The sequence below is a fragment of the Bradyrhizobium jicamae genome (assembly GCF_018130695.1).
In the GTDB taxonomy this organism is placed as follows: Bacteria; Pseudomonadota; Alphaproteobacteria; order Rhizobiales; family Xanthobacteraceae; genus Bradyrhizobium; species Bradyrhizobium jicamae_B.
On record NZ_JAFCJX010000017.1, the window covers coordinates 134,977 to 157,493 of the forward strand.

Sequence of the window (22,517 nt, forward strand, 5' to 3'; positions counted from 1 at the left end):
CCCGTGCGTCCGGGGAAGGACCAGCCCCGCTCTCGAATGGGCTTTCCTTGATTCAGGCGTGGCCTTCTACGATCAACCCGCAAGGGGTTCGCTACGCAAGCGTGCGACCTCTCCGGCGTTGCCTACGAGGTGACCGCGGCCTCCCCTGAACACGTCGGCGCCTGTCGAGCGGGGATGGTCCCCGCCCCAAGACGGGAGCCTTCCAATGTCGCACAATCTCACTCTCGCCCAGAATCACGCCTTCGATCTCGCTCGCACACTGATGGTGCCAGTTGTTCTGTTCCAGGTTGAGGACGCATTCGGAGTGATGGTCTCTAGCGAATACGACGGCGAGCAGGACGCCATCATGCATGAGTACGATCCTTGGTTCCCGGCTCATTGAGCCGGTTGCCGGGCTGCCGCTGGCGCCAAGCCGCCCGCAAGGGAGGCTTCGCCGCGCGCATACCCCGAGGGTTGACGGCTCGTCAGCGCGCCCTTGCATCCGGCAGGCTTCGCGGCCGGTCGGGTGGGTTCCGCAAAGTGCGGATCGAATGAGATCAACTGAAGAAGGGACCGGTCGTCGCCTTCGGCGCGCCGGTACAGGCACATGGATAAGAGAAAAATCGAAGAGCTGCGCGAAAAAGTCGGCTGCGCGGCTCTCCTCGAGCAGGACGGGTGGATGGTCGATGTCAAGGAAAGCACGCGACGCGCGATCAAGTATCGCCGCGACAGTAGCATCGTCATCGTGATCCACGGTGGCCGCGGCTGGTTCGATCCGCTCTCCACGGCGAAAGGCGATGTGTTTTCGCTCGCCGAGCATCTTGGCGCCGATGGGTTCGTTGAGGCGTGCGGCCGCGTCGCCGGCGTCACTGGCTTCGTTCCGAGCGCACCCGCCTGGCGCCCTGCCGAGAACTCGAAGACGCTTGGCTCGATCGCAGAACGTTGGCGCCTTCGCCGCTTACCTCGACCGGGTTCTCTGGCCTGGCGCTACCTGAGCGAGGAGCGATACATCCCTGAACGGATCATCATCGCCGCCGTTGCCGACGGTCGGCTCCGAGAGGGGCCGCAGGGCAGCATGTGGGCCGCGCACAGTGACTCGGCTGGCCTCATCACCGGATGGGAGGAGCGTGGCCGCAGTTGGCGCGGATTTGCGACAGGCGGGGCGAAAGACCTATTCCGCCTGGGCCCCTCCGATTCCGTGCGCGTCTGTGTAACTGAGGCAGCGGTCGATGCGATGAGCCTCGCCGCTCTCGAAGATCTGCGCGACGACACGCTTTATGTCAGCACGGGCGGGGGATGGGCGCCGGCGACAGAGGCCGCAATCCGCGCTTTGGCCAGGCGCGCCAATGTCGTCATTGTCGCCGCGACTGATAACAATCGGCAGGGTGAGATGTACGCCGAACGCATTCACGAAATCGCCGACGAAGCCGGCTCTCGTTTTATGCGGGCGCGGCCATGCACGGACGATTGGAACGAAGATCTTAGCGCTGCTTGATGTGGATCGGCGGCTGTGGCTAACACCGAGCACTTGGCTCGGACCTCTACCTCGAGCGCGCAGCCGGCGATCATCCGGACGAAGCGATCCTGGCTGGCGGCGCTGGTTCCGGTTTCTGGCGTTGCCGCGAAGAGTGAGTCGACCGGTCATCGGCTTGGGACGTGGCAGACAGGTTGGGAAATCAAAAAGAAAAATGCGAAGCGATGGATCGCTGCCGCATGCCCGGCCGTCGCGTCAAGGGTGAAGCTTCGCCCGCGTGCCGCGGCCCTTGACCCACCGGACCGGAGAGGCGGCCGCCGAGGAGGTGTGACGAAGGACTGAAGTGATGAGGAGATCAAGCGGATCGCTCGCGCTTCAGTCGGGTCAGGCCGTAAGGAGCCGCCGATGCATACCGCCCCCATCATCCGCAAAATCTTCGAAGGCGTCGCGACGCGCCAAGAGATGTACCGCATGTTTAACCGGCATCGCGGCGATCCGGCCATGACCGGAGGCGAGGCGCATCATCTCTTTGCCGGTGAGTGGTTCGAGATCGCGGAGTGCGAGCATGATTACATGCTCGAGATCCTGCCACCGCTGTGGATGCGCGCCGACATGTTCGCCATGCGCGAATTCCTGACGGGCAATGTCACAAGCGTCTTCTTCTCGCTTTTGATCAACAGCCGCAAGCGCTTCTTCCATGGCTATTGCGACCTCTTCGATCGCGGCTCACCGGAGCGCATGAAGCAGACGATCATCGAGCGCGAGACCAGGCCGGTTCGCGCCATGACCCGCACCGAGCGCCTCGATCACATCTGGTCGGGCACCCATGATGATTTTCGCGGATATGCCGGCGCGCGCTGGCCCGCCGCTCTGCAAGGCAAGCGCACGGTGCTGGTCTTCTGCGGAGGGCTGGGCACGGTGCTGAAGCTTCTCGACGACCTCACTGACGAGGAGGTCATGGCCAAGCTGCCCGTGCAACTGCGTCACCTTTCGCCGATCGCGGCCTGAGGGCACTCCAATGCAAGGCACTTACGACCGCCTCGGCGTCCACGTCTTCGCGTCGCGGCGCGACGTCGTGCGCGGCGCGAACGGCCGCATCGCCAAGAAGCATCGCCGCGCTCCGGCGATGAGGGAAGTGCGTAAGCGCTTTTACCACGAGATGCTGGATTGCCACCAACGGCACCAGGATCTCGTCCGAACCTTCCGGCTCTGAACTCCTCAGCGCCTCCCCGTTCACAATCCACGCTTCGCGACCCGCCGAACATCTTCGGCGGGGCGATGCCGTGCGCCCCAAACAGGAGCCCCCCTATGGCGCTCAACGACCCCTTTACCCTCGATCTCTTCGGCAATACGTCGCTCTCGTCCGGCTTCGGGCTGGGCGTTGCAGCCTTCCCCGACGCGAGCGACGTCGCTGACCACGACGTCCCATCTACGACACCCGTTCCTGCCCTCCCGGTCGCGGGTGCCGCTTCGAAGCAGGTGATCGTTCGCGGCGAGAATTTCCGTCTCGACGGTGACCGCGGCCTCACGACGAGCTGGCGCGATCGCGCGCGGGATAATCTCGCAGCGATCCGGCTCGCAGCGGTGATCGAGGCCGAAGATCGGCCGGCGACGGCGGACGAGCAGGCACACCTCATCCGCTTCACCGGTTTCGGCGCGTCCGAGCTCGCCAACGGAGTCTTCCGGCGTCCCGGCGAGGACGCATTCCGGAAAGGCTGGGAGGAGATCGGCAAAGAGCTCGAAGGGCTTGTCGACGCCGGGTCCTACGCTTCGCTCGCCCGCTGTACCCAGTACGCCCACTTCACGCCGGACTACATCGTCCGCGCGGTCTGGACGGCTGTCGAGCGGCTCGGCTTCCGCGGCGGCCGTGTGCTCGAGCCCGGCATCGGCAGCGGCCTGTTTCCGGCATTGATGCCGGAGGTGCTACGCGATCTCTGTCACGTCACCGGCGTCGAGCTCGATTCCGTGACCGCCCGAATCGCGAAACTCCTCCAGCCGCGTGCGACTGTCCTCAATGAGGATTTTGCGCGGGCCGAGCTGAAGCCGCATTTCGACCTCGCGATAGGTAATCCGCCCTTCTCCGACCGCACCGTGCGCAGCGACCGTGGCTACCGTGCGCTCGGCTTGCGCTTGCACGACTACTTCATCGCGAAATCGATCGACCTGTTGAAGCCCGGCGGACTCGCCGCGTTCGTCACGTCGTCCGGCACGATGGACAAGGCGGATGCCAGCGCACGCGCGCACATCGCAGCGAGGGCGGACTTCGTCGGCGCAATCCGCCTGCCGGAGGGCAGCTTCCGGACCGAAGCCGGCACAGACGTCGTCGTCGACATCCTGTTCTTCCGCAAGCGCAGCGACGGCGAAACCGCCGGGACCGACGCGTGGCTCGATCACTCCGAGGTCCGCGGCGCGACCGAGGATGAGGGTGGGATCAGGATCAACCGGTATTTCGCCGACCATCCGGAGATGGTGCTTGGCGAGCATGCAGTTACCTCGGGCCCCTACGGCGAAACCTACACCTGCCTCCCGCGCGCGGGCACCGATCTGGGCGAGGCACTCGCCGCCGCGATCGGGCGCCTTCCGGAATCCGTCTATGACGGCGAGCCGGAAGCGGTCGGTCCCGATGACGCCGAGGCGGCAGGCCGCGGAGGACGTGACAAAGGTGGCTCCTCGGTTCGCGAGGGCAGCTATTTCATCGGGACGAACGGCGCACTGATGCAGATGGTCGACGGCGCAGTCGTCACGATCAAAATCAAAAAGGGGCGCCCTGCCGACGGCATCTTCGAGAAACACGCGCGCATCATTCGCAAGCTGATCCCAATCCGAGACGCCGTGCGTGAGATACTGAAATCTCAGGAGACGGACCAGTCCTGGAAGCAGTCGCAAGTCCGGCTTCGCATCGCTTGGTCGAGCTTCGTGCGGGACTTCGGACCGATCAACACCACCGTGGTATCGTCGGTCGAGGACGAAGAGACCGGGGAGGTTCGGGAGACGCACCGGCGGCCGAACCTAGCCCCCTTTGCTGACGACCCCGACTGTTGGCTGGTCGCCTCGATCGAGGACTACGACCTCGAAACCAACACCGCGAAGCCGGGGCCGATCTTCACCGAGCGCGTGATCGCGCCGCCGCCGGCACCGGTCATCACCTCGGCCGTCGACGCCCTCGCCGTGGTGCTCAACGAGCGCGGCGCCGTCGACCCGGAGCAAGTCGCCGAACTCCTGCACGGCGATGTCGACGCCGTGATCGATGAACTCGGCGACGCGATCTTCCGTGATCCCGAGAACGGCGCGTGGCTGACAGCGGACGCCTATCTCTCGGGGGCCGTGCGCTCCAAGCTCGGCGCCGCACGCGCCGCCGTCGAGCTCAACCCGTCTTTCGCCCGCAACGTCGCGGCGCTCGAGCGGGTGCAGCCGCCCGACTTGCGCCCCTCCGACATCACCGCCCGCCTCGGCGCGCCCTGGATCCCCGCGGCCGATATCATCGCCTTCGTGAAGGAGACGATGGATGCCGACATCGCCATTCACCACACGGCTGAGCTTGCCTGCTGGACGGTGAACGCGCGGCAACTATCATGGACGGCAGCGGGCACGACCGAATGGGGCACGCACCGCCGTCACGCTGGAGAGCTTCTCTCGGACGCGCTGAACTCGTCGATCCCGCAGATCTTCGACAACATGAAGGAGGGCGACAGCGAACGGCGCATCCTCAACACGGTCGAAACGGAGGCGGCCAAGGAGAAGCTCGTCAAGATCAAGGGCGCGTTTCAGAGCTGGATCTGGTCGCATCCGGACCGCACAGATCGCCTCGCCCGGCTCTACAACGACACCTTCAACAACATCGTGCCCCGCCACTTCGACGGATCGCACCTCCAGCTTCCGGGCGCCTCTGGCGCCTTTTCTCTCTACGGGCACCAGAAACGTGCCATTTGGCGTATCATCTCCTCCGGAAGCACCTACGTTGCTCACGCCGTCGGCGCCGGCAAGACGCTCTCGATCGCGGCTGCGATCATGGAGCAGCGCCGGCTCGGCCTGATCAACAAGGCCATGCTCGTGGTACCGGGCCATTGCCTGGCCCAGGCCGCGCGTGAGTTCCTGGCGCTCTACCCCAATGCCCGCATCCTGGTCGCGGACGAGACGAATTTCGTGAAGGAGAAGCGTCATCGCTTCCTGTCGCGGGCCGCAACCGCGAACTGGGACGCGATCATCATCACCCATTCTGCCTTCAAGTTCATTCCCGTCCCGTCCGCCTTCGAACAGCAGATGCTGCAGGACGAGCTAGAGGCCTTTGAGGATCTGCTTACCCGGATCGATTCGCAGGACCGGCTCTCGCGCAAGCGCGTGGAGCGCATGAAGGAAGGCCACAAGGAGCGGCTGGAGGCGCTGGCGTCGCGCAAGGACGACCTGCTGACGATCTCGGAGATCGGCGTCGACCAGATCATCGTCGACGAGGCGCAGGAGTTCAGAAAGCTCTCCTTCGCCACCAACATGACGAGCTTGCGCGGCGTCGATCCGAGCGGCTCGCAGCGGGCCTGGGACCTCTACGTGAAGTCCCGCTTCGTCGAGATGAAGAATCGCGGTCGCGCACTCGTGCTTGCCTCCGGCACACCGATCACCAATACGCTCGGCGAAATGTTTACCGTGCAGCGGCTGATGGACCACGCGGGGCTGCGCGAGCGTGGGCTGCACGAGTTTGACGCCTGGGCTTCCACCTTTGGCGACACGTCGACTGAGCTCGAGCTGCAGCCTTCGGGCAAGTACAGGCCGGTCACGCGCTTCGCGCAGTTCGTCAACGTCCCCGAGCTCATCGCCATGTTCCGCTCCTTCGCGGACGTGGTGTTGCCAGATGACCTGCGCGACTATGTGAGGGTCCCAACGATCACCGGCGGCAAGCGCCAGATCATCACGGCAGAGCAGACCGCGGCCTTTAAGGCGTACCAGCGCCTGCTGGACGAACGCATCACCGCGATCGAGGAGCGCGACCGCGCGCCGGAGCCCGGCGACGACATCCTTCTCTCCGTCATCACCGACGGGCGACACGCCGCGATCGATCTGCGCCTGGTCGACCCGGCGCAGGGCAATGAAGCTGCAAACAAGCTCAATGCTCTTGTCGCGAACGCCTTCCGCGTCTGGACCGAGACCGGCGGACATATCTATCGTCGCAAGGACGGGCAGCCGTTCGAAAGGCCCGGTGCCGGCCAGCTCATCTTCTCCGACCTCGGCACTATCTCGGTCGAGGCCTCCCGCGGCTTCTCGGCCTATCGCTGGATCAGGAATGAGCTCATTCGTCTCGGCGTGCCGGCATCCGAGATCGCCTACATGCAGGAATTCAAGAAATCAGAGGCGAAGCAGCGCCTCTTCAACGATTTCAATGCCGGCAAGGTGCGCTTCATTATCGGCTCGTCCGACACGATGGGCACCGGCGTCAACGTCCAGCTCCGCCTGAAAGCCTTGCATCACCTCGATGTGCCGTGGCTGCCGTCGCAAATCGAGCAACGCGAGGGCAGGATCGTTCGGCAGGGCAACCAGCATGACGAGGTCGACATCTTCGCCTACGCGACGCTCGGGTCCCTCGACGCCACGATGTGGCAGAACAATGAGCGCAAGGCCCGCTTCATCGCTGCGGCTCTCTCCGGTGACGCCAGCGTGCGCCGGCTGGAGGACCTCGGCGAAGGCCAGGCGAACCAGTTCGCAATGGCCAAGGCGATCGCGTCCGGCGACGCGCGCCTGATGCAGAAGGCCGGGCTTGAGGCCGAGATCGCACGCCTCGAGCGGCTCCGTGCCGCCCACGTCGATGACCAGCACGCCATCCGCCGCCAGATTCGTGATGCCGAGCACGAGATCGAGCGCGCCACCCGCCGCATCAGCGAGATCGGGCAGGACATAGAGCGCTTGGTGCCGACCGCGGGAGACGCCTTTGCGATGGCCGTGATGGGCACGGCCTTCGTGGAGCGCAAGCGCGCCGGCCGAGCGCTGATGCAGGAGGTCCTGACGCTCGTCCAGCTTCAGCAGGAAAAGGAGACTGTCATCGCCTCGATCGGTGGCTTCGACCTCGCGTTTGATGGCCAGCGCCTGGGACGTGACGGCTACCACTACACGACCTTGCTTCGGCGCACCGGCGCGGAGTTCGAAATCGAGCTTCCTGTGACTGTAACGCCGCTCGGTGCCGTCGCTCGGCTTGAACACGCCCTTTCCAATCTCGACGGCGAGCGGGAGGCCTACCGCCATCGCCTTGCCGACGCGCGCAAGCGCCTTGCCACCTATGGACCGCGGGTCGGCGAGACGTTCGCGTTCCTCGCCGAGCTCGATCTGAAGCGTGCGGAGCTTTTGGCGCTCGAAGCTGAACTCGCAGCAGCGAGCGAGGGAGAAGCAAAGGGAGCGGGAGGCGCACGCCGCATCGCGGCGTGATCGGGAAGGAGAAAGAGAACCCTCTCGCAGGGCGGTCGGCGCGGCGCCGCTGCCGCTCAACCGACCGCCTCGCGATCCCGGCGCCGGCGCGTTCGCAAGGCGCAGCTGCGCCCCGCTCACGCCTGCCGGGCTGGGATGCTCGCCGGCAGTTGCGCCACCCCACCCACCCTGCGGGCCGGAGGGGGTCTTCGGGAAGAAGACGAAGAAGGCCGGCCGAGGCGGCGGGCCAGACCGCTCAATGGAGCATTGCAATGGAACTGAGATTCGTCGATCCGCGCGCGCTGAAGGAGAACCCCAACCAAGCGCGCCATTCCAAGTCCAATCCCCAGGCCGACGCTTTGCTGCTCGCCACGATCAAGGCGGTTGGCATCGTCCAGCCACCCGTGGTGACGCCCGAAAGCGACGGAGGCAACAGCTACGTGATCGACGCCGGGCACAGGCGCGTCAAACAGGCCATCGCAGCAAACCTTGAGGAGATCGCGGTCCTCGTCGTTGCCCGTGCTGAAGATGGCGGCGCCATGCGCTCGCTTGCCGAAACATTGGCCCATGAGCCGCTCAATCCGGTCGACCAGTGGCGTGCCATCGAACGGCTCGTCGTACTCGGCTGGACCGAAGAGGCGATCGGTGTGGCGCTCGCGCAGCCGGTGCGCCAGATCAAGAAGCTGCGCCTGCTCGCCAATGTCTTGCCGGCGATGCTCGACCAGATGGCCAGGGGCGATATGCCCGACGAACGCCAGCTTCGGACCATCGCGTCGGCTTCGCTTGAGGATCAGAAGGAGGTCTGGAAGAAACACAAGCCCAGCAAGGCCAATCCTCAGGTTTCGTGGTGGAGCGTCGCGCAGGCGCTGACCAAGACGCGAATGTACGCGCGGGATGCAAGCTTCGGAGAAGACCTCGCTCAGGCCTATGGCATCCTTTGGCAGGAGGATCTCTTTGCCCCGGCCGACGAGGACAGCCGCTATACGACCGATGTCGAGGCCTATCTCGGTGCACAGCACGAGTGGATGGCGGGTCATCTGCCGAAGCGTGGGGCGATCGTCGAAGTCAACGAGTATGGCCAGCCAAAGCTGCCGCCGAAGGCCGACCGCGTCCATGGCAAGCCCGGAAAATCCGACCACACCGCGATGTATCTCGATCGCGAGGGCAAGGTGCAGTCCGTCTGCTACCGCATGCCTGCTACAGCCAAGAAGGCGGGCAATGACGAATCCGGTTTGGAGAACGGCCCGATCGAGGCGCCGAAGGCGCGCCCCGAGGTGACGCGCAAGGGCATGGAGATGATCGGGGATCTCCGCACGGATGCGCTGCATGAAGCGCTCGGCCGCGCTCCGATCGAGGACGACATGTTGCTTGCGCTGCTCGTGCTCGCATTCGCCGGGCAAAATGTCAGCATCGCGTCTGGCAATGCCAATGGCTTCGCGCGCCCCGCACGACATGCCGCCCACCTGATCGACAAGGATGGCAAGCTCGCCTTCGAGCGCGAGAGCGTGCAACGGGCGGCTCGAGGCGTTCTGATGGACGTGCTGTCTTGCCGCGTGAACCGATCGGACAGTGGCATCGTTGCGCGCGTCGCCGGAGATGCGGTTGGCGCCAGCAACTTCCTGCCCAACATGGGCACGGAGGATTTCCTGTCCTGCCTATCCCGAACAGCGATCGAGGCGGCGTGCAAGGATACGCCCGTGTTACCCCGACCGCGGGTGAAAGACACGCGTACCGAACTCGTCAAGCATTTTTCTGACGGGCGCTTCGTGCACCAAGTGGCCCTGTTCGCGCCCTCGACTGACAAGGTCGTAGCTTGGGCCGAGCGGTACTCTTCGACCGACCCGGACGAACTCGACGAGGCGTCTGAAGCATCTGACGATTGTGATGGCAACGACACCGCCGTTGCTGAGGATTTCGCCGATGCCGACGGATTCAACGAGCCCACCGGCTCCTATGCCGTCGCGGCCGAATAGCCACCCCCTCTCCTTCCGATCGATTCACGCCGTCGGCTCCGGCCGTCGGCGGTTCTGTTTCCACAATCCCTACAGGAGGACATTATGTCCGCACAAACCATCTACGATACTGTGCCGCTCGGCTCTCTCGTTCACTATTTTGATGGCACGCCGCGACCACCCGAGCGTTTCAAGAGGAAACTCGCGGCTTGGGAGAACAACAACAATGGCGGGCGTCTCGTGCGCAAGAGCGTGCCACACACCGCCGGCACGTATACGACGCCGGCGAGCGTTACGCTGCACCAGGGCGACTTTGGCAGCGCCGGCGTCACCGTCCTGAAGGTCTTCAAGACCTTCTCGGTGAATTCATGGTTGACGTTCACTGTGATTGAACGTCCGAAGCCTGGGCAGGTACGCGTTCTCAATCGCGCCGGCGAGGACGCCGAGCTCCTGCATCTCGCCGACACGCGCGCGATGGCCGATGCGTGGCTCGCTTCGCATCGTTACCCCGACGCAGTGCTTGATGAGATCACTGCCGATGAGGGCGCGTCGGTCACGGCTGAAGGGAGGGCGGCATGAACGCGCCCCAACCTGCCCTTCACGCCGACGATCCCACCTCCGCCTCGGCGGGGGTTTTGTTTGCCCGCACCCGTGATGGTCTTCTCGTCGCTAAGGTTGGCGACAACAGCTTCGTTATGATGCCAGGCGCGAATGGGCGCTATTATCTCGCATCGGCCTGGCGGCTGCGTCCGCCGATGGAAGAGTGGAGACGCGCCGACTTCTATAGTCATGGCGGCGAACTGGAACACGAGGCCGCCTTCCGCGCGCACGTGCACGAGAATGCCGAGCATCAGCGGCAGCGCGCCGCGCTCGGACGCCGGGAGATTCGCTCCCACGCAAACACACCTTGGGGCGTGTCGCAGGGGGCGATTGTCTACTCGGACGGCGTCGTCATACATTCGACGGCGGGGCACGGCGGCTTTCATCTCGATGCCGCGCACAACGCGAAGGTCCACCCTTCCCTTCGCGCGCCGGACGGCTGGTACGAGGAAGACTGCGCCTGGGTGGCCGTCGCGCAGGCCTTCCCGGAGCTGTTCACCGGATACGAACGGCGCTGCGCCGACCGCTCGATCCGAGACTGGTATCCGGACGCCTGGGAGGCCATTCACGGCCGTCCCCTTCGACCCGGCGAGTCATACAAGAAGGGTCGGCGCGAGTTCGAGCGCGATCACGCCGTCCGCTGGGTCGTGATTTCCGCCATCCGCTCGGACTACCATCCTGGCATGACAGAATGCGTCGCCACGCTTGGCGGCGATCGCCGCGCGGCCGAACAGCGCCGCTACCTGGTTCCTTCGAGCGAATACAATCCCGGTCACTTCGGGTTCGTCATCGACGAAGATCGGCATCCTCTCTACGACGGTCTGTCGAATTTCTCCGGATGGAGGTGATCTATACCGTGGCATCTCATCACCAAGCCTTTCGGCTGACGCGCGGTGGCCGGCGTGGGTGCGACTGAGCTGATTTTTGTCATCGAGATTGGACTTCAGGCCGCGCGAACAGTACCAAGGAATTTTGCCACTTCGAGCTTGAGGCGGTTACTGTCGGTTGAAAGTGACTGCGCGGCGCTCAGGACCTGAGAAGACGCGGTGCCGGTCTCGCTCGCGCCACGCTGCACGTCGGAGATGTTGGCCGAGACTTGCTCGGTACCCTGTGCAGCTTGCTGTACGTTGCGCGAAATCTCCTGTGTCGCCGCGCCCTGCTCTTCGACCGCGGCAGCGATCGTCGAAGAGATTTCGGCCAGCTGTCCGATTGTTCCGCTGATCTGTTCGATTGCCTTGACGGAGTCTTGCGTCGCAGCCTGGATGCCAGAGATCTGTTGACCGATCTCGCCGGTTGCCTTTGCGGTCTGCTCGGCCAACGCTTTCACTTCAGATGCCACCACGGCGAAGCCGCGGCCAGCCTCGCCGGCACGCGCCGCCTCGATCGTGGCGTTGAGCGCCAGCAGATTGGTCTGGCCGGCGATGGTGTTGATCAAGTCGACGACATCGCCAATCCGTGTGGCGGCCTTTGATAGCTCGCTGACGCGATCGTTGGTGACATTGGCTTGATTGACGGCCTCGCTTGCCATTCGTGCCGATTCCTGCACCTGGCGGCTGATCTCTGTGACCGAGGACGACAGCTCTTCGGTCGCGGACGCTACCGACTGAACATTGGCGGAGGCCTCTTCCGACGCCGCAGCGACCACGGTGGCACGCTCCTGGGCGTGCTCGGCCGTCGAGGTCAACGTCGACGCAGACGCCTCGAGCTCAGTCGAGGCAGACGAGACGGTCTCGATGATCTCGCCGACCGCGCCTTCAAAGGCGTCGGCAAGTTGGATCATGTCGGCCTTGCGCTGCGCCGCGGCGCGCTGCTCGGCCTCCTTCTGCTCGGCTTCCATCCGACGGACGCGCAGGCCGTTCTCCTTGAAGACCTGCAGCGCCTTTGCCATGTCGCCGATTTCGTCACGCCGCCCGGTATAGGCGATCTCGGCATCGAGATTCCCGTCAGCGATCACGCTCATTGTTCGGTTCATCCGCTGTAGAGGCGTCGTGATGCGGAAGATGACAAACGTGGTTGCCAGAACGCCAATCAAAAGCGCTACACCGGCCAACGCAAAAGTTGCGGTCCGTGCCGAACCATAAGTCTGTCGAGCATCTGCGACGGCCTGATCCCCACCTCTGTTGTTCAAGTCAGCGTCGGAATCCAGAACGGCTAAGGCCTCATCGAACGCCTTGACGCATTCAGTATTGAACGATTGTACGGCGGCTGCCGCATTGCCCGCGGCGATGGCGTCGAGCGCCCGCTTTTGCGTGGCGAGGTAGATATTCCATTTGCCTTTGAAGTCGTCCCAGATCTTGCCTTCCTCTGGTGAGGCGATTAGCGGTTCATACGTTCTAAACTCCTGAGCCAGCTTCTTTTCAAAGTCTGTCGCCTGTGCATCGAGCATGCTACGCTGCTCCGCGTCGGATGTCATGATGGAGCGCCCGGCAGCCAGGCGGATGCGCGTTACCGTGAACTTGACCTCGCCGAGGATCTTGATTGATGGCAACCAGTTCGTCGCGAGATCCTCGGCGTTCGCATTGATCGCTTGCGTTTTCGAAATTCCCATCCAAGCCTGCGCAGCCAACAGGACGACGAGCGTCGTGACGACTCCGATGAGGGCAGCTTTGAGCGTAAAGCGCATGATCCGATATCCGAAAATCGCATTAGGAGCTGCACCTATTAGTTTCCCATATCCTTTAGACATTCTTATAGAATGGATCTGTATAAATACGGATCGCTAGTGCGATGATCGCCACCCGGAGTGGCCGGTTAGCTTACGCGATGTCTGCCGATTTCATTGAGGCTTAGGCTTGTGGTCGACGCCCTCGGCTTCGGCCCTGCGCGTCTTCTCAGCAAAAGCAATAACAGCCTCGCGCGCCTTGGGGTCCTTGATCTCCCAAAAGGCGCGCAACAGCCTCAAAGCTTGTAATTCTTCCAGCGCAGCTTGCATCGCAATCTTCCCGCCAAAAGCTATACATGGCGGAGCGCATTATCGGGCGGCAAACTGAATTGCGTTTCGGCTTAACGTTAAGCCTGGTCACCGTAGTTCAACGGACTATGCAATTGGTGACCCGCCGCTTGTTTCATATTGCCCCGCTGAGTAGCACCAACAACTAGGAAGTCGCCTTCGCTGCTCAGGCCGACGGGGCGGCCGCAGACATCGATCCTGCGATCCGACGGTTTCAGGCGGAAGGCACATCTCCTCTTTGTGCTAGCTGTCGGCCAGGGTGAAACGGCGAGCTTGGAGAAAATCAGCTGGTTATGGCGAGCTGATCCGGTTCGTAGTCGCGCGCAGGCGCTCGCGCGTCACTCCCTCGGTTGTGCTGCGGTCTGAACCGGCCGCGGTCCGCTTCAAGGGCAAGTCGCAAGCGATCGGCGGCCGCCGTCTCGACATGGGGAGCTGCGTCCTTCGCAGGTCTGAAGGCCCGCTCGTCCGCACCCCGCCCATGCTCGCCGTGCAACCGCCGCCCCCTGAAGCGGCCCGCTAGCGCCGGTTCTGGTCGACCGCACCCGAGGGACAGACGGCCGAGGCCGAAGCTCCCGAGGGCGAAACCGAGAAAGGATCTCACCATGACCAAAACTGCTCGTTCCTCTCGCGCCAGCGCCCGTGTCATCCCGCTCCGCAAGGGCACCACGCTCGAAATGGTCCGGCTCGCCTGCCCCGACTCAGCACAGTCACAGCGCATCTCCGAAAGCTTCGGCCTTGCGATCATGGACAGCGACGGCGTTCTTGATCTGCATGAGCGGCTCATCATCGAAACCGCCGATGCGCTCAAGGATGGCCTGAGTGAGCGCGCCATGCAGATCCATCTTCAACGGATCGTCGGTGCTTATGTCGGATCCGCGCACGGGGCCGGCCAGTTCTACACCCGAGCAGTCACTGAAGCGCGAGATGCGACCGCCAAGATCGCTAACGACAGCCGCGATGAGGACCTTGATGGTCCGGTCGGCTTCGATAGCCAGGCACAGCGCAAGCGTGAATTCGCCGCCGACATGGGTGTGCAGGCTCACGCGCTTCGCATGGCCGCCGAAGGCGCCATCGCCGCCTACGAAAAGGTCGTCGGCGAGACCTGGAAGCCTTTCGAGCGCCCTGTCGACAACGCGACAGACACGGTCGGCCCAAAGGCGGCCAAGGCGCAGATGTCTGCGTTCGACTAACTGTCAGCGCGGGGCTTCGGCCCCGCGCCTCTTCCACTGCAGCCACCGAAGGGCCGGTCCGCGGGACCGGCTCTTTTTTGTGTCACGACTGCTTCCAAGCTAGTCGCTCGAACCGCGCCACCGTCGGCCTCTCCCGGTCCGTGGTCCTGCGCCGGACCCGACGTCCGCGCAACGGCTTTGCCGTCCTTCGCGCTGCTTCGGCCCTTCGGGTGCGCGCACTTCCGGCCCGGCGGTGGCGGACCCCGTGAGGAGCCGCGATGGGCGCGGCCTCCCAAACGGAGGTCATCATAATGAACAGGAATGGAGAGAAGTCGCGAGGCGACCTGTATGCCCGCATCACGGACCGCATTGTCACCGAGCTCGAGCGCGGCGTGCGCCCCTGGGTTCGACCTTGGGCTGCCGCGAATATGGCGGGTCGCATCACGCGACCGCTGCGACACAACGGCCAACCCTATACGGGCATCAACGTCGTGCTCCTCTGGTCAGAAGCCGTCGCGCGCGGCTTCCACTCTCCGATCTGGATGACGTTTAAGCAGGCCAGCGAGCTCGGCGCACATGTTCGTAAAGGTGAGACTGGCAGCACCGTGGTGTATGCGAGCCGCTTCACCAAATTGGAGACCGACGCTCACGGGGGCGAAGTCGAAAGGGATATCCCCTTCCTCAAAGCCTATACCGTCTTTTGCGTCGATCAAATCGATGGCTTGCCGGAGCATTATTACGATCGGCCGGCCGTCGTCGTGTCAACGATCGAGCGAAGCGCGCGCGCCGACGCTTTCTTTGCCAACACAGGCGCGATTGTTCGGCATGGAGGCTCGATGGCGTTTTATGCGCCCTCGTCCGATCACATTCAGTTGCCGCCGATCGAAAGCTTTCGCGACACCGCTTCCTATATCGCCGTCAGAGCCCATGAGACCGTGCACTGGACGGCTCCCGCTCACCGCGTCAATCGCGATCTCAGCCGCTACGGCAAGGATCGGAGCGAACGCGCGCGCGAAGAGTTGATTGCTGAGCTCGGAAGCTGCTTCCTCTGCGCGGATCTCGGGATCTCTCCTGAACTGGAACCGCGGCCGGATCATGCAAGCTATCTCGCGTCGTGGTTGGAGGTCTTGTCGAGTGAGAAGCGCTTTATCTTCTCGGCCGCCGCGCATGCGCAACGCGCCGTCGCGTATCTGCACGACCTGCAGCCGAAAGTGGCTGACGTCGAGGAGGCAGCATGACGAGCGCCCCGTGCGATTGGCGCCGGCGCTTTCCGGACCTTACTTATCCAGAGATCAGCGCAAAGTTGCAGCCTCTTGGGCGATCCCTTAGCGGTCAGCGTCCTCTATTCCTGGTGCTACGACCTGACTGGGGCATTGCTTGCCTTCTTTCGAGAGAGACGAGGTTCTGGCGTTGCACACGTCGTCACTTTGCCGAGTAAATCTCGCGCGTGGCTTGCGGGTCGACTTTGCGCTCCGTGGGACTCTTGACGGTCGAGCAGCGCGCTTACCTTCCCGGTTGGGCTCTCGACCCGCAAGCCTGAGGAACTGAAAGGGGTGCGATGAGCGGTGATTGGATTCCTTCCTCGATCAAGGTTTTGATGGTCGCAAGTAGCGCTCCTTGGTCGTTTCTTCTGGCACACCCACGTCGTCCTCGATTGGGCATGTCTAACCGAAGGGCGTCGTCGCTTAAGCGCCGCCTCGCTCTTACCCCTGCAACAGCCGGTTACGACTTTCTTCCCCTGGACCGCTGCGCGTCCATTCCTCGCGCGAGACAAGAAAGTCGTGCCCTGGCTGCCCTCTACTGCGTGCCGGCCCCTTCGGGGTGCGGGTCGATCGCCTCCGGTCTGTCGCCAGCCATCGAGGCCGCGATGGGCGCGGCCCGGGAAACTGAAAAGGACACGACAATGGCGACCATCGGCACCTTCACCTCCACCGGCAACGGCTTCACCGGCACGGTTCGCACCCTCGCCCTCAATGCCAAAGCCAAGCTGGTTCGGGTCGAGAACCCCTCCGACAAGGGACCTCACTTCCGCATCTTCGCCGGTAATGTCGAGCTGGGAGCAGCTTGGCAGAAGACCGCCAGGGACACCGAGCGCGATTATCTCTCGGTCAAGCTGGACGACCCGAGCTTCCCGGCTCCGATCTACGCCACCCTGATCGAGGTGGAAGGTCAGGAAGGTCTCCAACTCATCTGGTCCCGCCCGAGCCGGGACTGAACCCCGACCTCCCAGGCCCCGCCGTCCAGGCGGGGCCTCTCCTCGTCCGATTCCGGGCATGATCCTTCGTTATGCCGAGCAGCGCATGACCCTTCGAAGCCTGTGGCTGGAACTTTCTGCCGGGTCTCAATCCAGTCCCAGCACTCATCCGAATAGTCGAGTCAGTGTGTCCGATTGCTCGGTGAATTTTCGGGCATTGGTCTTCCGAAGCCGTTCCAAGTTTTGCAGCTTCCATCGCAGACCGGGTAGCTGTTCGAGATGAGGCACACCGAGCAGCCGCCATTCGGGCTCTGCGGCGACCAGAGATAGCAGGAATCGGCGCTCGTCATCGCTCAAATCTTGCTGCAGTTCGCGTGTCATGCGTTCGCGCGCCGCTAAAAGCGCTTTGAGTTCGATAGGTTCGGCAGTCATGCCCGTGAAATTGTGCTCGAACTCCTGGCGGATGTCTCGTAGTGACGGAAACAGGACCTCATGCACTGGTCGATTATGGCTCGCGAGATAAACGACGAAAGCACGGCGAATACCGGCCGTGATCCCCTCATGCGCGAAGAGTTGCATGACGTCGAACAGATCTCGGGGATGCTGCCGGTCCATCGCTGCGACCAGCTTGCCGCCATACACGTCCTCGAGAGACACGACCGGGATTTCGAGATCCGCCTGCAGTGTCTCGCGCGCATTGGGCGTCAGCGAGGCCGCGCGGACCGGATGGACGACGCCGCGCATGACGAAGTTGACTTCGATCTTTACCTCGATGCGGCCACTCCGGACGAGCAGCTTGGTCTCCCCAGAATCTGCAGTCGCCGGCGCGTGGGTCTGGAAGCCCTGCCTCTGCAGCCGCTCGGCGCATTGGCGGATGGCTTCGTTGATGCGTTCAAGCGCCTGCTCGCGCGACAGGGTATGGTCAGGGAACACTAGGTCGAGATCAACCGAGAGCCGCGGCATGTCGCGTACAAACAGGTTGATCGCCGTACCGCCTTTAAGCGCGAACGTATCGCCAACGAGCACCAGCGGTGCAACCCGTGCCAGCAGCCGCGCGCTGTCGAGGTAGAGTTGGTTCATGGCTTCAGCACCAGTAACCCGTCAGGCGAGCGCGATACCCACGGCCGGTCGCTACCCTTCGGCAATTGGGACGGATCGAGCTTACTCGCCCACGGCTGAGACAGCTCGCGACCGAGCTGCAGGCAGAGGCGCACGGTCTTGATGCTGGTGCACCGCTTGAGCAAGTCGCGCAACACGTCGGCGCGCAGGCTGTACGTGCTCTCGACCAGCTCGCGCGCTTCTTGCAGCGGCTGCCGGATGCCGACCTCGCTCAGCACCTCCAGCAACGCGCGCTCGGGCGCCGAGACGAGCGGGCCGCCCTTGCGGTTTTCGAAAGGCTGAGCATGAAGCAGCGCGCCTGGACGCTCTTCGAACAGCCGCTTGCGATGATATTCGGCTGGAAAGCGCTCGGTGAACCACTCAGGGAGCCGCCCTGCTTTCCAACCGTACAGATGAAGGACTGGCCGCTGAGACACGTAGTGGCGGATGCCATGCCAGTCGAGCGCGGATTTGCCGCCGACATGCAATCCTTCGAAGCTCCGCTGCAGCAGGACAAGGCTCGGATGCAAGGCGGGCGGATCGTTCGATCGGCAATAGACGCCGCGTGCTAGCCGTTGCAGCCAGCCGGCACGAACATAGTGGACGGCAAGATCGGCCGATATCCCGAGGGCGGCGAGGTCAGCGGAAGTCAGCGGCGTCTGGGGTGCTAGACGGGTATAGAGCCTATTTAGTTTGTCTCTGCGAACCGTAGCCATACTACGATAATATAAACAATACGAAATTCCACGCAAGCTAAATTGGATGCTCAGATCGTAGTCAAACTACGATAACTAAGATTAATCTAAAGAGCTCAGTGGCCGAATCCTGGGGTCTCGACCGACCTGCAGGAGGCTACCAAAACGCCTCAAGACTCACAGTCGCCTAGGCGTCGCTTGCGGTCTCATGGCCGCGAAATCAGGTGTCGAGAAAAGGGATTTATCCATCGGGCGCGCCCGACATGGTGTTGGCGTTGGAGACGAGAGAGGCGCAGCGCTGGTGGCTTCCCGATTTGACCAGTCATTCCTGCCATCCGCGTTAGGCACTGCCTTCCCATTCTACAGGACGCCCCAGGCCCGATAGCGTCCCCGCCCGGTGGCCTCGCGCAGACCGAGCTCGGCGACGAGGTTTTGGGCCGCACGAGGCGTTATCCCAAGCTCCGCTGCGATCATGCCAGCCGAGACGATCGGCCGGGTCAGCACGTAGTCGAGGAGAGCCGGCAGTTTTGAAGTGGCGCGACGGCCGGCGAGCTTGCGGGCGAGCAGGTTTCTGGTCATCAGCCAGCGGTCGTGGTCCTTCCGGCCGATCTCGGCGGCGGCGGTCATCGCCTCGAGCTGCACGGCGAGCCGCGCTGCGGCATCGCGTGGCCGCCGGCGCTCGCGCGGGATGCTTTTGAGCCCGGCATACAGGCACGGCAGATGCCAGCGCGTTTTGCCGCGGACGCGCAACAGCGCCGCGGCAAGCAGACATCCGAGCCAAGGCGTGTGTTCGAGCGGTTCGATCTCACCCCAGGCGTCGGCGGCGATCGCCGCTGCCAAGGTGGGCGGCAAGCCGCTAGTCTGGTCGACCACGTCGCGCCAGTGATCGAGACGGCCGTCCTCGTCCCAGTCGGGATCGTAGATCAGGGAATCCCGCTCCGGCCACGACAGAGTCTTATCGGCAAGCCTGCGCTCCGCCCTCGCGTTCGCGGCGTCGACCGCGGCGAAAGCTGCGACCAAGTAAGGATCGGTGTTGGGAGCGCCGAGCGGCCCTTCGAGACACACCTCCTCCTGCTCCGCGTCCTTGTGGACCTCAAGACTTTCCTCACCCTCCTCCCGGTTGCCCGTTTTGTCCTCTCGCTCGTTTCGGCCTCGGAGGCCAGCGAGTCCAGTAGCTGACAGTGCCCAATCCGGCTTCGCCTCGGCGATGCGCCGACGGGCACACAGCACGGCATGCGCCCTGGTCAGCTCATGGGTGGGCGCGCGGACGTCCATGCCGGCGTCGTGGAGTACGAGGTCGTCGAGGTGGACAAGTTCACCGTCAAGCCACAGACTGGCACAGGCGTCGGCGAAGTGCGTCCGGCTGATTGCGCCGTCGCGGATTGGGCTTTTGGCCAGCCGCTCGTCGAGGCGGGCGACCGCATCCTCGGCAGCGGCGAGCGGCCCGACGAGCAGGGCCCAGGGCAACGGATCGGGGATTTTGTAGCTGAACGACAAGGTCTTGATAACCTTAACAGGAATCGACGCAACGGAAGCTAACACGACATTGGATTCCGTCATAGCGACGTGAGTTCCCGGTCGGCTCCTACCCAATCGATAACCACCCCTTATCGATAGCGTTGGACGTCACGCCAAATCAGCGGTTCTGAGGCTCAGGACGCTCGGATGACGATCCTGCCGAGCCCTTGATCGACGTGAGAGCCCGCCGGTGCCAGCCTCCTCACCTCTTCCGGAAGACAGTCCGTGCGGCAGGAGTCCCCGCCCCGCGGCCGGCACGTAACCTCAAGCGGCCTCGATATCGGTCTGCGGAAAATCGCCACCCTTGAACATCAAGGGCTGCCCCAGATAGCGGGCACAAGCATAGGCAAAGCAGTCCCCGAAATTGAGGCTCGCCGGATGCCGGCCCTTGCCGAACCGGTCGAAGGCGTCGAGCGCGATCCGCGCCGTCTCCGGCGGCACCGCGACCGCAACGATCTCCATCAGCGCGAGATAGTCTTCGACCGCCTGCGCGGCGGCGCTGACCGAAAGATTCAGCACGCGCGCCACCGCGACCGCTGCCTCCCACACCGCCAGCGGCGAGGTCAGACGCGTTCCGGTCTGCTGCAGGCGCGCCAAAAGCTCACGCGCCTCGTCCTCGTCGGTCAGGAGCGCGGTCAGGGCTGAAGCGTCGATAAACATCAGGTGTCCTCGTACAGGCTGTCGCGGAACGCCTTGTCAGCCGGCTGGCCCTCGCGCGGATTGCCTCTGGCACGCAGATCCCGGCAGAACTGGATGCCGAGGTCCACCAAAGACGGCTTACCCTGCTCCCGCTCGAGTTCATGGGCGAGTGCCGTGTGCACCGCTTCGGTGAGGCCGATTTTTTTCAGCGCTGCAACCTTGCGCGCCAGCGCATCGGTTTCCGGCTTCTTGATATGGAAGGCCATCGCGCATTCCTGTAGATCGCATAGTGTATCCGTATATAGCACTACGGATACACAGAAGGAAGGTGGGTGTCGCCCATGGCAGGGCCACCAAGACCATGGCTTGCCGATCCAGGCCTCTCGCGGGAAGCTGCGCCCTCCCTTGCTCTGGGATCTACGGAGATCCCGCCAATCCCACAGAGACATCCGGCCTCCGCGGTGCATGAGGTGGATTTTATGGTTAATTGTCTATGAACGTCTCTCCTGTCCGTCTCCCGGATGTAGTTCGATCGAGGCCGTCTGGCTGACCCCGATCCGGCCTTGGCCGCGACGACCTCGTCCCTGCCCTCGCCCACACCTTCCCGGGATCTGAATTCAGCATGGCGCATCGACGATCATTACTGGCGCGACACCCGATCGGTGGCTCGGCCGGATGGCACGCGCCTCGGCAGGCTGCGCCCGTGGATGACCGCCGGGCTCGCCAGAGAGCACGGCATATCGACGCCTCTGGCGCCGTCTGGGCAGACGGATCGGCAGATAACCGAATGGCGCGGCACTTGCGCCTTCGTCTTAGCGCCGACCGCCCCCGCTGCCGCTGACGACATCCAGATCGCGCTCGGCCGGGAGGAGCGAATGACGGGCGTGCGATCGTCAATCCGGACTATCGTCCATTCAGCGAAGAGAAGCTGCTCGACCCAAGTTGAATTCGCCGTGATGCATCGGTCCAGGCCGATCGCTCAATGGCCCCGGCTACCACCTGCTGGACGGCGCCGTCGGCGCCCTTGTCCATGTCCGTCGTTTTCTCGGACGCTGTGGCCGGATCGAGCGCGAGCGCTGCAAGGCCAAGCTATCCGGAGATGGAGAAGCGGGTCATCGGCGAGATCGGGCTGGACGACGCGCGCGAGACGCCGTTCCTCGACGTCGTGCTGGACGGTTCGACCACGTGCCTCAAGCTGCGCTTCTTCGCAGATTGGGAGCAGTCAAGCGCCGGCACATTTCGGCTGTTAGCGCACTGGGCTCTCGATATCCGGGACTACACCCACAAGGGCGCGCGAGGCTGGTTCATTCCCCGGCCGTTGCGGCCACCGAAGGGCCGGCTTCTGCCGGGTGCAGACGCTGCACCTCCTTATGGACGGAAGAACGGACTTTCCTTTCGGCTGGTTCTTCTTGATGACCCACGGACATTGGGTCGATCCCGACGTCGGCCAGGCGATTGCTGCCGGGCTGCGGGCGCAGCGGGTGCGGTTGCCAGACCGGGATAGGGCGGTGCTCTTGCGCTGGCCGACCAGCTTCTAGGAACGCACCGATCATGGACGACATCAGTTCCCGCTCGGCGCTCGCCGACCCCGCAACCCGCGTCCTTGCCGTGGTCTGCCTCGGAAAGCCTGGCGCTAAAGTTTGTCACGCACCACCTCTACCCGGCTAGGCGCGAAACCGAGATGCTGCGGAGCGACGACCGAGTGCGCCTTTGACGGTGAAACGGCGTCTCGCAACGGAGCCTTGCATCGGTGGAAAGGGCAGGAGGGTCGGTTCGCCTCGTCTCGCCACGCCTGCGCGCGGCATGGTAGCCTGGGGGCCGGGTTGAAATTCGACCTCCCTCCTGCGGGTGAGAAAAGGATAGAC

The 22,517-nt window shown here is 63.7% G+C and carries 19 protein-coding genes; 12 read left to right on the forward strand and 7 right to left on the reverse strand.

Annotated features, from left to right (window positions below):
* Positions 1-205: 205 nt before the first annotated feature.
* The 8 genes from JQ604_RS24580 to JQ604_RS24615 all read left to right on the forward strand — a co-directional run bounded on the left by JQ604_RS24580 (position 206) and on the right by JQ604_RS24615 (position 11,237).
* Complete coding sequence (locus tag JQ604_RS24580; RefSeq protein WP_212362969.1) at positions 206-382, forward strand: hypothetical protein; 177 nt, start codon at positions 206-208, stop codon at positions 380-382.
* Positions 383-586: 204 nt separating this feature from the next.
* Positions 587-1,474 carry a DUF3991 and TOPRIM domain-containing protein gene (locus JQ604_RS24585; RefSeq protein WP_212362970.1) on the forward strand — a complete coding sequence of 296 codons (888 nt, stop codon included), beginning with the start codon at positions 587-589 and terminating at the stop codon, positions 1,472-1,474.
* Between the two features lie 384 nt (positions 1,475-1,858).
* Entirely contained in the window at positions 1,859-2,461 is a 603-nt protein-coding gene (locus JQ604_RS24590; protein ID WP_212362971.1) for a DUF1419 domain-containing protein, read from the forward strand.
* Between the two features lie 10 nt (positions 2,462-2,471).
* The gene (locus JQ604_RS24595) at positions 2,472-2,666 is read left to right on the forward strand and encodes a hypothetical protein (RefSeq protein ID WP_212362972.1); all 195 of its coding nucleotides are present in this window, start codon (positions 2,472-2,474) and stop codon (positions 2,664-2,666) included.
* A gap of 95 nt (positions 2,667-2,761) precedes the next feature.
* Positions 2,762-7,858, forward strand: coding sequence for a helicase-related protein (locus JQ604_RS24600; RefSeq protein ID WP_212362973.1), 5,097 nt, complete (start codon positions 2,762-2,764; stop codon positions 7,856-7,858).
* 251 nt (positions 7,859-8,109) lie between these two features.
* Positions 8,110-9,810, forward strand: a complete 1,701-nt coding sequence (locus tag JQ604_RS24605; RefSeq protein WP_212362974.1) for a ParB N-terminal domain-containing protein — start codon at positions 8,110-8,112, stop codon at positions 9,808-9,810.
* An 84-nt stretch (positions 9,811-9,894) separates the two neighbouring features.
* A complete protein-coding gene (locus JQ604_RS24610) occupies positions 9,895-10,368 on the forward strand; it encodes a hypothetical protein (RefSeq protein ID WP_212362975.1) in 474 nt (157 codons plus the stop codon).
* Positions 10,365-11,237: a DUF7007 domain-containing protein gene (locus tag JQ604_RS24615; RefSeq protein WP_212362977.1), complete on the forward strand. Its 873-nt coding sequence runs from the start codon at positions 10,365-10,367 to the stop codon at positions 11,235-11,237. Before JQ604_RS24610 ends, JQ604_RS24615 begins: the two co-directional genes overlap by 4 nt.
* A gap of 95 nt (positions 11,238-11,332) precedes the next feature.
* Here the strand turns inward: JQ604_RS24615 and JQ604_RS24620 are convergent, their stop codons facing one another.
* Together JQ604_RS24620 and JQ604_RS24625 are read right to left on the reverse strand one after the other, a co-directional pair.
* On the reverse strand, positions 11,333-13,012 hold the full coding sequence (locus JQ604_RS24620; protein ID WP_212362978.1) for a methyl-accepting chemotaxis protein: 1,680 nt from the start codon (positions 13,010-13,012) through the stop codon (positions 11,333-11,335).
* A gap of 153 nt (positions 13,013-13,165) precedes the next feature.
* Complete coding sequence (locus JQ604_RS24625; protein ID WP_212362980.1) at positions 13,166-13,321, reverse strand: hypothetical protein; 156 nt, start codon at positions 13,319-13,321, stop codon at positions 13,166-13,168.
* A 620-nt stretch (positions 13,322-13,941) separates the two neighbouring features.
* On the opposite strand from JQ604_RS24625, the gene JQ604_RS24630 reads away from it, so the two are divergent.
* The 3 genes from JQ604_RS24630 to JQ604_RS24640 all read left to right on the forward strand — a co-directional run bounded on the left by JQ604_RS24630 (position 13,942) and on the right by JQ604_RS24640 (position 16,723).
* Positions 13,942-14,529 (forward strand): hypothetical protein, encoded by a 588-nt coding sequence (locus JQ604_RS24630; RefSeq protein WP_212362982.1) that lies wholly within the window; start codon positions 13,942-13,944, stop codon positions 14,527-14,529.
* 290 nt (positions 14,530-14,819) lie between these two features.
* Positions 14,820-15,746, forward strand: coding sequence for an ArdC family protein (locus tag JQ604_RS24635; protein WP_212363040.1), 927 nt, complete (start codon positions 14,820-14,822; stop codon positions 15,744-15,746).
* A gap of 665 nt (positions 15,747-16,411) precedes the next feature.
* Complete coding sequence (locus tag JQ604_RS24640; RefSeq protein WP_029083789.1) at positions 16,412-16,723, forward strand: DUF736 domain-containing protein; 312 nt, start codon at positions 16,412-16,414, stop codon at positions 16,721-16,723.
* 144 nt (positions 16,724-16,867) lie between these two features.
* Here the strand turns inward: JQ604_RS24640 and JQ604_RS24645 are convergent, their stop codons facing one another.
* From JQ604_RS24645 to JQ604_RS24665, 5 genes are all read right to left on the reverse strand, one after another.
* Entirely contained in the window at positions 16,868-17,782 is a 915-nt protein-coding gene (locus tag JQ604_RS24645) for a nucleotidyl transferase AbiEii/AbiGii toxin family protein (RefSeq protein WP_212362984.1), read from the reverse strand.
* The gene (locus JQ604_RS24650; protein ID WP_212362986.1) at positions 17,779-18,516 is read right to left on the reverse strand and encodes a type IV toxin-antitoxin system AbiEi family antitoxin domain-containing protein; all 738 of its coding nucleotides are present in this window, start codon (positions 18,514-18,516) and stop codon (positions 17,779-17,781) included. The genes JQ604_RS24645 and JQ604_RS24650 overlap by 4 nt, the downstream gene beginning before the upstream one ends.
* Positions 18,517-18,855: 339 nt before the next feature.
* A complete protein-coding gene (locus tag JQ604_RS24655) occupies positions 18,856-20,055 on the reverse strand; it encodes an RHE_PE00001 family protein (protein ID WP_212362988.1) in 1,200 nt (399 codons plus the stop codon).
* 222 nt (positions 20,056-20,277) lie between these two features.
* Positions 20,278-20,673, reverse strand: a complete 396-nt coding sequence (locus JQ604_RS24660) for a type II toxin-antitoxin system VapC family toxin (protein WP_212362990.1) — start codon at positions 20,671-20,673, stop codon at positions 20,278-20,280.
* Positions 20,673-20,918, reverse strand: coding sequence for a type II toxin-antitoxin system VapB family antitoxin (locus JQ604_RS24665; protein WP_212362991.1), 246 nt, complete (start codon positions 20,916-20,918; stop codon positions 20,673-20,675). The genes JQ604_RS24660 and JQ604_RS24665 overlap by 1 nt, the downstream gene beginning before the upstream one ends.
* A 764-nt stretch (positions 20,919-21,682) precedes the next feature.
* Between JQ604_RS24665 and JQ604_RS24670 the strand changes: the two genes are divergently transcribed.
* On the forward strand, positions 21,683-22,156 hold the full coding sequence (locus tag JQ604_RS24670; RefSeq protein ID WP_212362992.1) for a hypothetical protein: 474 nt from the start codon (positions 21,683-21,685) through the stop codon (positions 22,154-22,156).
* The last annotated feature ends 361 nt before the right edge of the window (positions 22,157-22,517 follow it).

Coding starts and splice junctions, on each gene's coding strand:
- JQ604_RS24585 (WP_212362970.1), top strand. CDS start 587: ATGGATAAGAGAAAAATCGAAGAGCTGCGCGAAAAAGTCGGCTGCGCG.
- JQ604_RS24655 (WP_212362988.1), bottom strand. CDS start 20,055: ATGACGGAATCCAATGTCGTGTTAGCTTCCGTTGCGTCGATTCCTGTT.
- JQ604_RS24610 (WP_212362975.1), top strand. CDS start 9,895: ATGTCCGCACAAACCATCTACGATACTGTGCCGCTCGGCTCTCTCGTT.
- JQ604_RS24660 (WP_212362990.1), bottom strand. CDS start 20,673: ATGTTTATCGACGCTTCAGCCCTGACCGCGCTCCTGACCGACGAGGAC.
- JQ604_RS24595 (WP_212362972.1), top strand. CDS start 2,472: ATGCAAGGCACTTACGACCGCCTCGGCGTCCACGTCTTCGCGTCGCGG.
- JQ604_RS24590 (WP_212362971.1), top strand. CDS start 1,859: ATGCATACCGCCCCCATCATCCGCAAAATCTTCGAAGGCGTCGCGACG.
- JQ604_RS24635 (WP_212363040.1), top strand. CDS start 14,820: ATGAACAGGAATGGAGAGAAGTCGCGAGGCGACCTGTATGCCCGCATC.
- JQ604_RS24620 (WP_212362978.1), bottom strand. CDS start 13,012: ATGCGCTTTACGCTCAAAGCTGCCCTCATCGGAGTCGTCACGACGCTC.
- JQ604_RS24600 (WP_212362973.1), top strand. CDS start 2,762: ATGGCGCTCAACGACCCCTTTACCCTCGATCTCTTCGGCAATACGTCG.
- JQ604_RS24665 (WP_212362991.1), bottom strand. CDS start 20,918: ATGGCCTTCCATATCAAGAAGCCGGAAACCGATGCGCTGGCGCGCAAG.
- JQ604_RS24640 (WP_029083789.1), top strand. CDS start 16,412: ATGGCGACCATCGGCACCTTCACCTCCACCGGCAACGGCTTCACCGGC.
- JQ604_RS24630 (WP_212362982.1), top strand. CDS start 13,942: ATGACCAAAACTGCTCGTTCCTCTCGCGCCAGCGCCCGTGTCATCCCG.
- JQ604_RS24650 (WP_212362986.1), bottom strand. CDS start 18,516: ATGGCTACGGTTCGCAGAGACAAACTAAATAGGCTCTATACCCGTCTA.
- JQ604_RS24645 (WP_212362984.1), bottom strand. CDS start 17,782: ATGAACCAACTCTACCTCGACAGCGCGCGGCTGCTGGCACGGGTTGCA.
- JQ604_RS24625 (WP_212362980.1), bottom strand. CDS start 13,321: ATGCAAGCTGCGCTGGAAGAATTACAAGCTTTGAGGCTGTTGCGCGCC.
- JQ604_RS24670 (WP_212362992.1), top strand. CDS start 21,683: ATGTCCGTCGTTTTCTCGGACGCTGTGGCCGGATCGAGCGCGAGCGCT.
- JQ604_RS24615 (WP_212362977.1), top strand. CDS start 10,365: ATGAACGCGCCCCAACCTGCCCTTCACGCCGACGATCCCACCTCCGCC.
- JQ604_RS24580 (WP_212362969.1), top strand. CDS start 206: ATGTCGCACAATCTCACTCTCGCCCAGAATCACGCCTTCGATCTCGCT.
- JQ604_RS24605 (WP_212362974.1), top strand. CDS start 8,110: ATGGAACTGAGATTCGTCGATCCGCGCGCGCTGAAGGAGAACCCCAAC.